This window comes from Sorangium sp. So ce281, from assembly GCF_051527395.1.
Lineage (GTDB): Bacteria > Myxococcota_A > Polyangia > Polyangiales > Polyangiaceae > Sorangium > Sorangium cellulosum_B.
In genome coordinates this window covers 9,951,669-9,965,485 of sequence record NZ_CP150322.1, presented here as the reverse complement: position 1 = coordinate 9,965,485, position 13,817 = coordinate 9,951,669, and the positions used below count along the sequence as shown (strand labels likewise).

Below are 13,817 nucleotides of genomic sequence, written 5' to 3'. Positions count from 1 at the left end.
ACGCTACACCCGCGCTAGCATCTCGCAAGGGGTCCGACTAAGCTCGCGCCGCGATGTCATTCCTGCGCTGGATGCCGCCGCTCCTCGCGTCGCTCGCGATCGGCGCCACGGGCTGTCCTGGGAACCCGAGCTCGAACGAGCCCAAGCCGGCCGCGAGCCCGGAGGTGTCGGTCTCGCTGCCGGGCGTGGACACCTCCTCGTTGACTCCCCGCGAGCGCCGGGAGTGGGCGGCTCAGGTCTCCGAGCTCCTCTCCCCTTGCCCGGACACGCCCGTGAGCATCGCGCAGTGCGTGAAGGAGCAGCGCCCCTGCAAGGCGTGCCTCCCCGCCGCGCAGCTCCTGCTCGATCTGGTCAAGGACGGCCGGTCGAAGAAGGAGCGCGACGACGCGTTCCACATGCGCTTCGACGCGAACAAGGTGAAGACGCTCGCCACCGACGGCTCGCCGGAGATGGGGCCGCCCGACGCGCCGATCACGATCGTCGAGTGGGCCGACTTCGAGTGCCCTTTCTGCAGGCTGATGTCGCCGCTGCTCGAGGCGCTCGTGAAGCGCTTCGACGGGCAGGTGCGCCTCGTCTTCAAGTTCTACCCGCTCTCGGCGCACGTCCACGGCGAGCCCGCCGCGCGCGCGGCGACCGCCGCGCTCAACCAGGGCAAGTTCTGGGAGATGCACCACCTCCTCTTCGAGAACCAGGACAAGCTGGAGCAGGCCGACCTCGAGCGTTACGCGCAGCGGCTCAAGCTCGATATGGTGAAGTTCCGCGCCGATCTCGTCTCGACCGACACCAAGGCGCGCATCGACAAGGACAAGCTGCAGGCCGACGGGGTCGGGCTCGAGGGCACGCCCCTCGTCTTCATCAACGGCCGCGAGGTCAACCTCCAGCTCCTCTCGAACCCCGGCCAGGATCTCGAGGCGTGGGTCAAGCTCGAGCTCGAGCTCCTCGGCAAGACGCCGCGGCCTGCGCCCCCGAAGCCGGACGACGCGTCGCCCTCCGGCAGCGCGATCTCCGCGGCCAGCGCGATCCCCGCCGCCGGGACCAGCGCGCCGGCGGGCGGCGCGGCGCGCCCCGCGACCTCGGCTGCGCCCGTCCAGCCCGCCAAGCCGAGGACGCCGTGAAGGTCGCCGACCCGTGCGGCTGCTTCCCGACGGGCCGGCACTACCCTGGGATCGCGCACCTCCTCAAGGTGCGCGCCGTCGGTGTCGCGTCGGAGATCGACGCGGGCTGCGCCTGGATCGACCAGCCCATCGCCTTCGTCGACGTCGAGACCACGGGGCGCGATCCGGCGGGCGATCGGATCATCGAGCTCGGCATCGTCATCGGCCGCTCCGGGGAGATCCTGACGCGTTACAACTGGCTCATCCACCCGGGGCGGCCCATCCCCGCGGAGAGCACCGCCATCCACGGGATCAAGGACGCGGACGTCGAGGGCAAGCCGTCGTTCGCCGAGGTCGCGGAGGAGATCCTCACCTGCTTCAAGGGGGCGATCCCCGCGGCGTACAACGCCACCTTCGATCGTTCGTTCCTGCTCGCCGAGCTCGAGCGCGTGGGCATGCGCCCGCACGAGCCGCCGCCCGCCATGCGGCGCGAGGTCGACTGGGTCGATCCGCTCACGTTCGCCCGCGAGCTCTACAAGAACGAGGAGAGCCGCGCCCTCGGCGACATGGCCGCTCGGCTCGGGATCTCGCTCGAGAAGGCGCACCGCGCGACGGACGACGCCGAGGCGGCGCTCCAGGTCCTGTACGCGCTCGCGAAGGATCCGCGTGTGCCTCGCGCCTACGGCGGCCTGATCCAGGAGCAGCGCCGGCTGGTCCGCCTGCAGGACGAAGCGCGGAAGTTCTGGCGGAAGGCCCCTGCCGCCGCGCCGCCCCCGACCTCGAAGCCCAGCTGACGCCATGGGGGACGCGCCGAAGCGACGCCTCCCGGTCGTCGGCAGCGGCGCGGCAGGCGCGGCGCCTCCTCGGGGTGGCGCGGCAGCGCCGGAGAAGCGCAAGCTCCCCGTGCTGCAGAGCAGCGGCGACGACGAGGGCGAGGACCGGCCGCCGTGGCACTGGATCGCGCTCGGGACGGTGGCGATCTTCATCGCGTGGCTGCCGCTCGCGGGGGTCGTCAACACGCTGCTGCGCCGGATGATCGAGCGGGCGGGGGACGCCGGGGCACAGGGCTCGGTGCGGCTCGCGATGGTGGGGCTCAACGCGCTCGCGTTCGCGCTCGCCGGGGTCGCCGGCGGCTACCTCGTGGGGCGGTTCGGCGGGCGCGCCGGGCGGCGCGAGGCCGCCGCGAGCGGCGCCGTCGTCGCGGCGCTCGCGTGGGCGCTCGCGCTCGCCGACGGCGCGCCGGCGGGCGCGCTGGGGTGGGCGCTGCTGCTCGTCGTGGTGGTCACGATCGGCAGCGCGGCGTCGTACGCCGGCGGCAGCGCCGGCCTCCGATCCCGCGCCGCTTCCGGCCCGCCGCGCTCGCGCTGAGCGCCGCGCGCGCGGCGCCGATCAGATCGGATCGAGCTTGCGAATGGGCGCGCTCGCCTCGGGGAGCGCGGCGTACGCGACGGTCGTGCGAGGGTCGCGCGCGCCGGGGGCGACGTCGAGCAGCGGCCTGAGCGCGAACACACGGCCGCAGAGCCGCGGGTGAGGCACCTCGAGATCCGGCTCCGCGACGACCTCGCCCTCGATCCAGAGCAGGTCCAGATCGATCGTGCGCGGCCCCCATCGCACCGGATCGGGGCGCGTCCGCCCGAGCGCGCGCTCCACGGCGAGGGTGCGCTCGAGGATCTGGCGCGCGGGCAGCGACGTGGCCACGAGCACCGCGGCGTTCACGTAGTCGCCTTGCGGAGGGCCGCCAGCGGGCGGCGACTCGTAGCGCGACGACTCGCGGATGACGTCGAGATCGGGATCCGCGCCGAGCGCCGCGATGGCGGCGCGGAGGGTCGCCAGGCGATCGCCCAGGCTCGACCCGAGCCCGATGACGACATGCCGGCGGGATCTCATGGCGAGAACCTACCACGCGCCGCGCGCATCCGGCGGCCCGCGGCGCTCCGCGCGGAGAGCGGGCGCCGCTCCGGGGATCGGCGCGAGCAGGGCGCCGGCGCGGCCGCCGCGATCACTCCCCCGGATCGCTGGCGCGGCGTCCTGCGCCGAGCCGCCGGCCCTCCGGCCGCGGGGGGAAGACGCGCCGATCCTCGGGGTTGCGGCGCGGGATGGGGGAGCGGCGCTCGATGGACGGATCGCGCTGCGCCGGCTGCGCGCCGCGCTGCGCCGGCTGCGCGGCGCGCTGCGCCGGCTGCGCGCCGCGCTGGAGCCCCACGAACAGCGCGCGCATCTCCTCGAACGTCTCCGGCATGGCGGCGGCCACGGTCGCCGCGTGCGTCCGGCACAGGCTCAGCGAGCGCCCCTGGATGACCACGCGCGCCATCCGCGTCCTCGCGCGAGGATCCCCGGGCGCACCGCCGTCCCGATCGCCCTGCTCGCCGTCGCTGCAGACGGCACACCGCTCGAATGACTCGCCCATGGGGGACCCTTCGCAGAGGCGGGCGCTCCGGGCCAACTTTCCAGATCGAGGCGGCTCACGCGCGCGCGGCCTGGCCGCGCGCTCGCTCCTCGGCCCAGGCGATCACCCTCGCCGCCGGATCCGCGCCGGTGAAGCGCCCGAGCTCCTGGATGCCCGTCGGGCTCGTGACGTTCACCTCGGTCAGGCGCTCGCCGATGACGTCGAGGCCCACGAAGAAGAGGCCGTCGGCGCGGAGGCGAGGGGCGACCGCGCGGACGAGATCGAGCTCGCGCGGCGAGAGCTCCGTCGAGACCACGCGCCCGCCGACGTGGATGTTCGAGCGGTGATCGTCGTCGCGGGGCACCCGGAGGATGGCGCCGAGCAGCTCGCCGTCGAGCAAGAGGACGCGCTTGTCGCCGTGGACGACGGCGGGCAGGTACTCCTGGACCATGGCGAGGCGGTGCCCCTCGTTCGTCATCATGTCCGCGATGGCGCGCGCGTTCTTGTCGCGCTCGTTGATCTGCAGCACGCCGAGGCCGCCCGCGCCGTCGAGCGGCTTGATCACCGCCGTGCCGCCGAGGGCGCGCACGAACGCGTGGATCTGCTCGCGGTCCGCGGTGACCAGCGTCCTCGGCGTCCACTCGGGGAAGTTCAGCGCGTAGAGCTTCTCGTTGGCGTCGCGCAGCCCGCGGGGGTCGTTCACGATGAGCGGGCAGCGCCGCGCGCGCTCCAGGATCAGCGTCGCGTACAGGTAGCTGCGATCGAACGGCGGGTCCTTGCGGATGAAGATGGCGTCCACGTCCGCGAGCCGGAGCCGCTGCGCGCCCCCCGCGAGCGAGATGAACGGGGGCGCGTCGCCGATGAGCACCGGCGAGGCCGAGGCGTGCGCCTCGCCGCCCTCGATCGAGAGGTCGCGCGGCAAGCAGTGGTAGCTCTCGTGGCCGCGCGCCTGCGCCGCGCGGATGAAGGCGAACGACGTGTCCTTGTCGTGCGTCACGCGGCTCAGCGGATCCATGACGAAGACGAAGCGCATGCGGTCTCTCGCGGTAGGGGGTGGTCGGGGTGGGAGGGAAGGACGGCGCCTCGCCATGGAACGAGCGCCGGCGCGCTCACTGCATCGCAGCGAGGACGAGCTGCGTGCTGACGTCGTCGCCGAGATCCGAGGCGAGCGCGTAGCCGACGCCGCTGCGCTCGGCGGCGGCGACCGAGTAGCCGTTGATGTTGCCCACGTAGACGGGGCGCTCGCGCACGACGCGCGGCTGCAGGATCGGCTGCGCCTTCTGCACCGGGACCGCGCGCGAGTTGAACATGTAGACCGTCACGCGGTGGTTGCCCCGCACCACGAACTGGAGCAGCGCGGCGCGCCGATCGCGCATCGTGTGCACGCGGGCGCCCATGAAGTTCGCCGGTATCGACTGGAACTTCGGCCTGCGGACCGGGACGCCGACGAACGGATCGAAGCGCGGGAGGTCCTCCGGGTTGGTCGTCTCCGGCGGCAGCGGCTGCGCGTGCTGGGTGACGAGATCGTCGAGCAGGACCTCGACGCTCGCGGCGGCCGCCGCGCGATCGGCCGCCGCCCTCGCGGCGTCCGCCCTCGCGGCCTCCGACGGCGCGTCCGGCCGCCGCGCCACGCCCACGACGAAGACGACGCCCGCCGCCGCGGCGAGCGCGATCGCGTACCCCCTGTGCACGAGGCGCGGCCTCGCCTCGGCCGCCTGCGCCGCGTCGCGCGCCTGCTCGTGCGCGACCGCCGCGGCGACGCGCGCCCGCAGCGCGTCCGGGCACCCCGAAGGCCGCGCCCGCTTCAGGCTCGCCCGCAGCGAGCGCAAGAGCCTCACCTGCTCGAAGCACGGAGGGCACTGGACGAGGTGGGACTCGAGATCGACGGCGTGGTCCGGATCCAGCTCGCAGTCGACGTAGGCCGACAGCGCGTGGTCGAACCGCGAACAGCTCTCGATCGATTTCGCAGCGCTCATGCGGCACCCCGCTTCCGCTTGCGGTACGCGTCCAGGTCAGCGGGCGCGTCCTTCGCCGCGTCTTCGCTGACGATGCCCATCAGGACCGCGTGCTCGCGCAGCGTCTTCTGGAGGAGCTTGCGGCCCCTGTGCAGGCGCGACATCACCGTGCCGATGGGGCAGCCCATCGCCTCGGCGATCTCCTTGTAGGAGAGCTCCTCGATGTCCGACAGCACCACGGCCAGCCGGAACTCCTCGGGCAGCGCGTCGAGGGCGCGCTGCACCTCCGCCTCCACCAGCGGCGTGAGCGCCTGGGTCTCCGGATCGCGCATCGCGCGCATCGTCGTCGCGCCGACCCACGCATCGGTGAGCGGCTCGGCGTCGGGACCGTCGAAGATGCCTCGCTCGAGGCCCCCGCGACGGTACCGGTTGATGAACGTGTTCGTCAGGATCCGAAGCAGCCAGGCCTTGAGGTTGGTGCCCGGCTCGAACTGATCCCGGGCGCGCATCGCCTTGACGATGGTGTCCTGGACCAGATCTTCCGCCTCCGTCGAGCTCTTCGTCATCCGGCAGCTCACGCCATAGAGCGTGTCCAGATGACCCAGCAGCTCGATCTCGAAGGCGTCGACGCGGCCACCGTCGGCGCTGGCCAACGACAGGTCCTGCGCTACGGACGCAGGTTTCTTGCTGAAGAAGAACGGCATGGGCTCGCTCGGGGGAACAGAGGAGCGCCCAGAGCTATTCCAGCCTGGTCTCGCTCCCTTGACCCTCGCGACCCTCGCCCGCGGGTTCGTCCGCGCCGGAGCCCGCCTGGTGCGGAGCCGCGCCCTCGATGGGTTCACCCGCGCGTCCCTGGAGCTTCGCCTCCAGCTCGTCAATGCGCTGCGACAGGCGCTTGACATCGGACTGGAGATCGCGGACCAGCCCGAGGCCCGGGAGGATGGCCCGGATGCGCTCGTCGACGGCCTGCTGCCACTGATCGAGCGTCTGCTTCGAGCTCTCGACGATCCCGCTCAGGCGCCCCTTCGCGTGGCCCGACCTGTCCGCGTCGAGCGGCGGGGGCGGATGGGACGAGGGCGACGCGGGCGCCGCCTGCTCCGTCCCCGGGGCGGGCGCCGTTCCAGGCGCCGCCACGCCGCCCTCGCCAGGGACCGCGCCGGGGATGAGCCGGCCGATCGGGCCCTCGCGCAGCTGCGAGAGCAGCCGCTCGCCGCGCTCCTGGATCAGATCTCTCAGCGTGCCGAGCGGGACCGAGCGCGGCTGCGATTTGAGATCTTCCGAGATGATCAGCGCCAGCGTGACCTCGGTCTTGTCCTCCTTGGTCGCGTTGTCGATGATCTGGACCTCTTCGCCAGCCCGGACCATCTCCCCTATCTGCTGCAGGGTGACGTAACGACTGTCCTTCGTGTCGTAGAGCTTCCGATTGGAGTAGCGCTTAATAACGCGACGCGGTACCTCGCCGCCTCCCAGAGTCTCCTTCGCCGTTTCCATCTCCTCTACGCCTCGAGTCGATTGGACCACCGCGAGAAACCTCGCGCAAGGGAAGATCACTCGATATCACTCAAATCATTCGACAAAAGAGACCGCGTGCAGGGGCCTGCGATCGATCTGCGTGACGTGGCCGCGAGCTATCCCACCGGGAGGCTGGCGCTGGAGGGGATCAGCCTGGATGTGCGCGCGGGCGAGCTCTGCGCCGTCCTGGGGCCGAACGGCGCGGGAAAATCGACGCTGGTCCGGGTCCTCTCGGGGGCCCTGCGGCCGGGGCGGGGCGAGGCGACCCTGCTGGGGAGGCCGCTCGCCGGCATGGACCGGCGGGCGATCGCGCGGTGCGTGGCGGTCGTGCCGCAGGGGATCGCCTCGGCGCCCGGCTTCACGGTGCGCGAGGTCGTCATGATGGGCCGCGCGCCCCACCAGGGCGCGTGGATGCTCGCCGCCGGCCGGGACGAGGAGGCGGTCGCCCGCGCCCTCGACGCCTGCGATCTCGTGGGGCTCGCGGGGAGGCCGGTGGCCGAGCTCTCGGGCGGCGAGCAGAAGCGGGTGGCCATCGCCCGCGCGCTCGCGCAGGAGGCGCAGGTGCTGATCCTCGACGAGCCCGGGGCGCACCTCGACATCCGCCACTCGATCGAGGTCCACGAGGTCGTGCGCAGGGAGGTGGCCGACCGGCGCCTCGCGTGCGTCGCGGTGCTGCACGACCTCAACGCGGCCGCCCAGTACGCCGACCGCGTGGCGCTCCTCAAGGCCGGGCGGCTGGTCGCCCACGGCACCGTCGAGGAGGTGATGACCTACCGCCGGCTCAAGGACGTGTTCGAGGCAGAGCTCTACGTGGGCGTGAACGAGCTCGACGGCAGCCGGTACTTCCTCCCCGTCCGAGGCGGTAGGTAGGTAGGTAGACAGACAGCGCGAGCAGGAGCGCTTTTCTCCGCATTCTCGACCGCGCGAGCGGCGCGGTTTATAAGCGGCACCATGCGCGGATCTCCTCCCTGGAGAGCTCTTTCTCGCGGCTTCTTGCCGTGCCTCCTGGCCCTCCTCGCGCTGCTCGTCGCGGCCGGCTGCGCCGAGAGCAGGACGGCGCCCGAGCTCCTGAGCGTCGTCGACGTCGTGCCGCGCGAGGTCGACCTCGGCGACCGCATCGAGATCCTCGGGACCAACCTGCCCACGGCGGAGGCGAAGGAGGCGGTCGTCACGTTCCGCGGCACCCTCCGCCGCCCCGGCCAGGCGCCGCTCACCGGCCAGAGCATCGAGATCGAGGGCGCGCAGGTCAGCAGCACGAAGATCTCGCTGGTCTTCTCCGAGGGCCTGCAATCCCGCTTCGCCGGCCGCGGCGACGACGCGGTGCACACGACCTTCCACGGCGACGTCGTCGTCGAGATCCCCGCGACCGCGCAGGGGGCGCTCCCCGTGAACGGCACGGTGAGGGGCGTCACGATGGACTTCCTCCCGCCGACCCCGCGCCGCGCCGTCATCGAGGCGCGCGTGAAGGAGGGGGCGCGCGCGCTCGCGTTCTTCGGCGTCGAGGTCGCGGCCGAGTCGCCGCCCGCCGGCGGGCTCGTCGTCACGGGCGTGCGCGACGGGAGCCCGGCGGGGCAGGCAGGGCTCCAGCGCGGCGACGTCATCACGCGCTTCGAGGGCGTGAAGGTCCTCTCGAAGGGCGACGTGATCCCGAGCGGCCACGAGCGGCGGTCGGCGGTCGGGATCCGCCGGGGCGGCGCGACCCCGTCCGAGCTCGAGCTCTCGACCGAGGGGTTCCAGGCGAGCGCACCCGCCGATCTGCTCGGCGCCGGGATCCTCCTCGGCGTGGCCGCCGCGATCATCCTGCTCTTCATGGCGCCGACCGCGGGGATCATCACCTGGGTCGAGCGCCGCGTCTCGGCGCGCATGCAGTCCCGCATCGGGCCGAACCGCGCCGGGCCGCAGGGCCTCCTCGTGTGGGTCGCCGACGGCATCAAGTCGATCATGAAGGAGGACGTCATCCCGGCCGAGAGCGACAAGGCGCTCTTCCGGCTCGCGCCCTACCTCGTGTTCGTCGGCGTGTCGGCCACGTTCGTCGTCATGCCGTTCGGCCAGTACCTCATCGCGGCCGACCTCGACATCGGGATCCTCTTCGTGATCGCCGTGACGTCGCTGGTCACCATCGGCCTCATGACCGGCGGCTGGGCGTCGAACAACAAGTGGTCGCTCCTCGGCGGGATCCGCTCGGCGGCGCAGATCATCAGCTACGAGATCCCCGGCGCGGTCGCGATCGTGTGCATCGTCATGATGACCGGCTCGCTGCGGCTCCAGGACATCATCGGCGCCCAGGGCGGCGCCGGGCCCTCGCTCCTCGACGTGGGCGGCTGGCCCTGGCACTGGTTCGTCTTCCGCAACCCGATCACGTTCGCGCTGTTCTTCCTCTATTTCACGACGGCGCTCGCGGAGGGCAACCGCGCGCCGTTCGACCTGCCCGAGGCGGAGAGCGAGCTCGTGGCCGGCTACTCCACCGAGTACTCCGGCATGCGGTACCTCTTCTTCTTCTTCGCCGAGTGGGCGAACGTCTTCGTGATGTGCGGCATCGCGAGCGCGCTCTTCCTCGGGGGCTGGCAGATCCCGGGCGTCTCGCCGGCCCAGCAGGAGGCGAGCTTCGGGCTCCAGCTCGTCGGCGTCTTCCTCTTCCTGCTGAAGAGCTGGGCCCTCGTCTTCGTGGTCATCTGGATCCGCTGGACGCTGCCGCGCGTCCGCATCGACCAGATGATGAACCTGTGCTGGAAGTGGTTCGTCCCGCTGTCGTTCGCGGCGTTCCTTCTGACGGCGCTCTGGATGGTGATCGGCGTCAGCAAGACGGTCCAGCTCGTCATCAGCGTCGTCACCTTCGCCGTCTGGGCGTACCTGTTCATCCACTTCATCCGCAGGGTCCAGCACAACCTGCGGGAGGCCAAGGTCGCGCTCCACCTGAATCCGTTCCTCTGAGCGCAAACCGCGGTGCCACCTCGGCCTTGCGCTGAGGTATGCTGTCGGCGTGGCGGTCCCCTCGAGCCCGGCCTCCGACTTCTGCTCCGCGTGCGGGTTCCCGCTGCGTGGGCCGCGGTGCGAGGCGTGCGGGGTGGACCGGTCGCCCATGCTCTCCACCTCGCGCAAGCCGCCGCCCGCGGACGCGGACTGGGACGGGAGCTCCATCGACGCCTGGCGCACGCGCGACCCGGTGCGCTTCGTCGCGCACTGCGCCTCCGCGGAGGCCGGGGCGAGCCTCCAGGCGACGACGCTGCAGGAGGGCGTGGGGTGGATCGTTCCGCTCGGGGCGATGACGCTCTTCGTCTCGCTCGACGCGGCGAACGAGCGGGTGTCGATCGACGTCCCCGTCGTGCGCGTCGCGGAGCGGCACCGGGTGCCGCTGCTCAGGACGGCGCTGGAGCTGTCGGGCGGCCCCGAGCCGTTCCGGCTGTGCATGCGGGAGGATCTGCTGCTGCTTCGCCGCGTCCGCCGCGTCGCCGCCTTCACGCCGGAGGCGCTGCGCCAGGCGCTGCGCGAGAGCGGCGAGGCGGCGCAGCGGCTCGGGGAGACGATGGGCGCCTGGTTCGACGCGCGTCCGCCGTTCTCCGAGGAGCAGCGGGCGAGCCTCACGTGGGCCTCCGCCGGCCGCGCCCGGCCGCTCAAGAACCTCACCGTCCCGCCCGCGCCTGCCCGCCCGCAGAGCGCTCCGTCGGTGCGGGCCGGCGCGCCGGCGACGCCGGTCTCGGGGGCGCGGACGCCGCTCGAGGAGCTGGCGGCGTGGGCGGCGCCCCCCTTGCCGCGCCTGCCCGAGTCGGTCGCGCGCCCCATCCGCGACGCGGACGCGATCCCCGACATCCTGTCCCCGTCGCTGGCGTCGGCGCCGATGCCGGCGCCGAGCGCCGCGTCGCCGAAGAACGGCGGCGCGCCCGCGCCCAAGGCCGGCATCCTCCCGCCGGCGCACGACGCCGGCGCGGCGTCGAAGGCGAGCGGCGGCGTCGCGATGCCGGGGTCCGAGGGCGGCGCCGCGAAGCCGGCCCCGGGGAGCGCGGCGACGGCGGCGCCGCTGTCGGGTGAGCAGGCGGCGGCCGCGGAGATGCCGGCGCAGGTCAGCGATCGCCGCAGCGCGCGCACCGTGCCCTTTCGTCGCTCGTCCTCCATCATGGCGGCGACGCCGCTGTCGGTGCGCCCGCCCGCGCTGCCGGAGGTGGAGATCGAGCCTCCGTCGCGCCGGAGCATCCCGTCCCGCCCGGAGTCGGCGAACGCGGCGGCCGATCGGTTCTGCCAGCTGCTCCGGGACGCGCAGGTGCTCGGCGCGGCGCTCAGCTTCCAGGAGCGGCCGGGCGTCATGGTGCTCCTCATCCGGTGCACGGTCTTCCGCGCGATCTACGAGCACGGCGAGGCGATGCCCGACGCGGTGGCGCACCTCTACCGCTGCACGGCGGCCGCGACCCGCGAGCTCATCCAGGCCGAGGGCGGCGCGCGCCGCGGGAACACCGCCGGCGTCGCGGAGCCGGCGCTCCTCGCGATGGAGCGGCTCGTGGCGGTGCGCGGCCAGGTGCCCGAGGAGAAGCCGCTGCACATCGATCCGCTCACCACGGCGGCGCTCGCGCGCGAGCACCTCGGCCGTTACCTGCGCGAGATCGAGCGCGCGCCGGCCGACCCGATGCTCCGCCACTTCCTCGCGATCGGGGCCCTGTCCGAGCTCCTCGTGCGCACGAAGCTGCCCGTCAAGACCGAGCAGCGGCTGCGCGACATCGTCGCCTACGCGCAGCGGGACGGCGCCAAGCCCGGCACGATCGAGCTGTTGATGACGGCGCTCTCGAGGATCGTCGCGCAATGACGTCGCAGCTGGCGGCGCACGGCGACGGCGATCTCGCGCTGCTCCACGAGCGCGTCGCCCGCGCCCGCCGCTCGGTGGTGGCGATCCGCGCCGGCGCGCTCGTGACGACCGGCTGGGTGGCGCTCGGCAACGGCGTCGTGGTGGCGAGCCGGCGCGGGCTCGGCTACCCGACGGAGGTCGCGCTGACGTTCGAGGACGGGCGGGGCATGGCGGGGCGGGTGATCGCCGCGGACGTGGGCCGCGACGTGGCGCTCGTCGCGCCGGCCGATCCGCCCGGCGTCGCGGCGCTCGCCGCGCGCGCCGCGGCCGAGCCGCGGCTCGGCGAGCGCGCCGCGGTGCTGAGCTGCCTCCCGGGGCAGAGCCTGCGCCTCGCGGTCGCGCGGGTCTGCCACGTGGCGCGCAAGGTCGACGGGCAGCTCCCGGCGTTCGAGCTCGACGTGGCGGCGCCCCTCGGCGCGCCGGTGCTCGATCCCGAGGGGCGGGTGATCGGCGTGGTCGCGGCGCCGTCCGGCGCGGCCGGGGAGCTCGCGGGTCACTGCGTGGTGGTCCCGGCGGGCGCGTTCCAGCCGCTGCTCGCCTCGGGGGACCGGCCGCTCTCGGAGCTCAGGGATCGGGCGCCGGTGTACCGCTGCCCGGCGTGCGAGGAGCCGTTCGACGTCGAGTGCGACCGGTGCCTGGGCTGCGGGCGCCTGCTGCCGCACGCGTACCCGCCGTGCCCGGCGCGCGCGGGCGTCGAGCGGGTGATCCGGCAGGGCCTGTCGACGCTCGGGCTCATCGCCAACCGGGGGCGTGTCGGTCCGAGGGCGTGGCGCATCGCGCAGCGGCCGTACCCCACGGCGGAGGCGGCGACGCAGGTGGACATCGAGATCGACGAGGCGGGGCGCCTGCTGACGCTGCGCGCGCCGGTCGTGGGGCTGCCTGCGGCGAACCACGAGCCGTTCTACCGGTTCCTGCTCACGATGAACGACCAGACGACGGGGGAGTTCCGCGTGTCGCTCACGGGCGACGAGGTGTCGGCGTCGTGCGTGGCGTCGCTGGAGGGCTGCGCGGACCACGACGTGGCGCTGCTCATCGATGGGCTCGTGCAGATGGCCGACGAGTACCGGAGGACGCTGGCGGAGACGTTCGACGCGGCGCCCAGGTTCGAGTCGGCCGCGGGGCGCTGAGGACGGCGCCGCGCGACGAGCACCCTCCCCCCACGACCCGTCATCGCCGTGGTCGTGAATGGGGCTGTGCCCATCTCTCTGCAACGACATGTCCACCGAGACATGCCATCTCCCCCTCTCCACGGGGTGCCCCCTCCATCCGCGAGACGCCTTCACCCATCTTTGCGTAACGATACCTCCACCGAGACACGCTGCCCCCCTCTCCACGGGGGGCTCCCTCGCCGCGGGAGATGCCCTCCACCCGTCTTTCCGTGGACCCCCCTCCACAAAAACACGGATCCCACCCGTCTCTCCGGTGGAGACGCGGTGGCATCCGGATGGGCTCAGCGCGTGTCGCTCGCTCAGGGCGACGGCGCGGGAGCAGGGTCATCCTTCTTCGGGCGGGTCAGGCGGCCCTGTATCTCGGGTCACCGCGACACCGCCAGACGGCAGGGCCTACGAGGCCGGCAGCAACCCGCTCTGGGATCACGTGATCGCCGCCAACCCGAGCACGCCGGTTGGCAAACCGTTCGACCAGGATGCCTGGCTGGCCGCCCGCGGTGTTACGTGGCGCCTTTGCTGCGGATACGCACGTCTCCGTCGACTTCGGAGTGCAGCTGAGATCTGGGCGTTGGCCCAGCTTCGGCATCGAGTTCTTCGGCGCGGAGTACGAGCGCCGGTACCCATCCGGCCCGCTGCGCGTGTCGCCGTTCGACCGGAGGGATGTGCTCCCGTGGCGCATCGAGATCGCCTTAGGCGGGAGCGCGGGCGGCGTGGAGATCGAGGCGGCGATCGCGTCGATGCAAGTCCAGCAGGACATCGAGGATTTCCTGACCCGCCTCTGCGCGCCTTAGGTGCATGCGCGCGTGAAGACCGGCGCGTGCGTGGGCGTCGGGGACTGGGGCGCCCCTGCCGAGACGTGCGCGACCTACC

At 73.0% G+C, this 13,817-nt stretch carries 14 protein-coding genes; 8 read left to right on the top strand and 6 right to left on the bottom strand.

Annotated elements, in window-relative coordinates; genetic code table 11:
* The first annotated feature begins 53 nt into the window (after positions 1-53).
* Genes WMF27_RS38040 through WMF27_RS38030 form a run of 3 tightly spaced genes read left to right on the top strand, consistent with a single transcriptional unit; the run spans position 54 to position 2,462 of the window.
* The gene (locus WMF27_RS38040) at positions 54-1,115 is read left to right on the top strand and encodes a DsbA family protein (RefSeq protein ID WP_437764007.1); all 1,062 of its coding nucleotides are present in this window, start codon (positions 54-56) and stop codon (positions 1,113-1,115) included.
* Positions 1,112-1,888 carry a 3'-5' exonuclease gene (locus tag WMF27_RS38035; protein ID WP_437764008.1) on the top strand — a complete coding sequence of 259 codons (777 nt, stop codon included), beginning with the start codon at positions 1,112-1,114 and terminating at the stop codon, positions 1,886-1,888. The genes WMF27_RS38040 and WMF27_RS38035 overlap by 4 nt, the downstream gene beginning before the upstream one ends.
* 4 nt (positions 1,889-1,892) lie before the next feature.
* Positions 1,893-2,462 carry a hypothetical protein gene (locus tag WMF27_RS38030; RefSeq protein WP_437764009.1) on the top strand — a complete coding sequence of 190 codons (570 nt, stop codon included), beginning with the start codon at positions 1,893-1,895 and terminating at the stop codon, positions 2,460-2,462.
* A 21-nt stretch (positions 2,463-2,483) separates the two neighbouring features.
* Here WMF27_RS38030 and folK read toward each other — a convergent pair whose 3' ends face one another.
* From folK to WMF27_RS38000, 6 genes are all read right to left on the bottom strand, one after another.
* The gene (gene folK, locus WMF27_RS38025) at positions 2,484-2,981 is read right to left on the bottom strand and encodes a 2-amino-4-hydroxy-6-hydroxymethyldihydropteridine diphosphokinase (RefSeq protein WP_437764010.1); all 498 of its coding nucleotides are present in this window, start codon (positions 2,979-2,981) and stop codon (positions 2,484-2,486) included.
* A gap of 112 nt (positions 2,982-3,093) precedes the next feature.
* The gene (locus tag WMF27_RS38020; RefSeq protein WP_437764011.1) at positions 3,094-3,501 is read right to left on the bottom strand and encodes a hypothetical protein; all 408 of its coding nucleotides are present in this window, start codon (positions 3,499-3,501) and stop codon (positions 3,094-3,096) included.
* A gap of 55 nt (positions 3,502-3,556) precedes the next feature.
* Positions 3,557-4,513 (bottom strand): glutathione synthase, encoded by a 957-nt coding sequence (gene gshB, locus WMF27_RS38015; RefSeq protein ID WP_437741930.1) that lies wholly within the window; start codon positions 4,511-4,513, stop codon positions 3,557-3,559.
* 76 nt (positions 4,514-4,589) lie between these two features.
* Positions 4,590-5,456 carry an anti-sigma factor family protein gene (locus WMF27_RS38010; RefSeq protein ID WP_437764012.1) on the bottom strand — a complete coding sequence of 289 codons (867 nt, stop codon included), beginning with the start codon at positions 5,454-5,456 and terminating at the stop codon, positions 4,590-4,592.
* On the bottom strand, positions 5,453-6,139 hold the full coding sequence (locus tag WMF27_RS38005; RefSeq protein ID WP_437764013.1) for a sigma-70 family RNA polymerase sigma factor: 687 nt from the start codon (positions 6,137-6,139) through the stop codon (positions 5,453-5,455). The genes WMF27_RS38010 and WMF27_RS38005 overlap by 4 nt, the downstream gene beginning before the upstream one ends.
* A gap of 34 nt (positions 6,140-6,173) precedes the next feature.
* Positions 6,174-6,926, bottom strand: a complete 753-nt coding sequence (locus WMF27_RS38000) for a polyhydroxyalkanoate synthesis regulator DNA-binding domain-containing protein (protein WP_437764014.1) — start codon at positions 6,924-6,926, stop codon at positions 6,174-6,176.
* A 96-nt stretch (positions 6,927-7,022) separates the two neighbouring features.
* Here WMF27_RS38000 and WMF27_RS37995 point away from each other — a divergent pair, with 96 nt between their 5' ends.
* From WMF27_RS37995 to WMF27_RS37975, 5 genes are all read left to right on the top strand, one after another.
* A complete protein-coding gene (locus WMF27_RS37995) occupies positions 7,023-7,817 on the top strand; it encodes an ABC transporter ATP-binding protein (RefSeq protein WP_437764015.1) in 795 nt (264 codons plus the stop codon).
* 81 nt (positions 7,818-7,898) lie between these two features.
* The gene (gene nuoH, locus WMF27_RS37990) at positions 7,899-9,878 is read left to right on the top strand and encodes an NADH-quinone oxidoreductase subunit NuoH (protein WP_437764016.1); all 1,980 of its coding nucleotides are present in this window, start codon (positions 7,899-7,901) and stop codon (positions 9,876-9,878) included.
* Between the two features lie 148 nt (positions 9,879-10,026).
* The gene (locus tag WMF27_RS37985) at positions 10,027-11,739 is read left to right on the top strand and encodes a hypothetical protein (protein WP_437943411.1); all 1,713 of its coding nucleotides are present in this window, start codon (positions 10,027-10,029) and stop codon (positions 11,737-11,739) included.
* A complete protein-coding gene (locus WMF27_RS37980; RefSeq protein WP_437764018.1) occupies positions 11,736-12,905 on the top strand; it encodes a trypsin-like peptidase domain-containing protein in 1,170 nt (389 codons plus the stop codon). Before WMF27_RS37985 ends, WMF27_RS37980 begins: the two co-directional genes overlap by 4 nt.
* A 497-nt stretch (positions 12,906-13,402) precedes the next feature.
* On the top strand, positions 13,403-13,738 hold the full coding sequence (locus tag WMF27_RS37975) for a hypothetical protein (protein WP_437943410.1): 336 nt from the start codon (positions 13,403-13,405) through the stop codon (positions 13,736-13,738).
* The last annotated feature ends 79 nt before the right edge of the window (positions 13,739-13,817 follow it).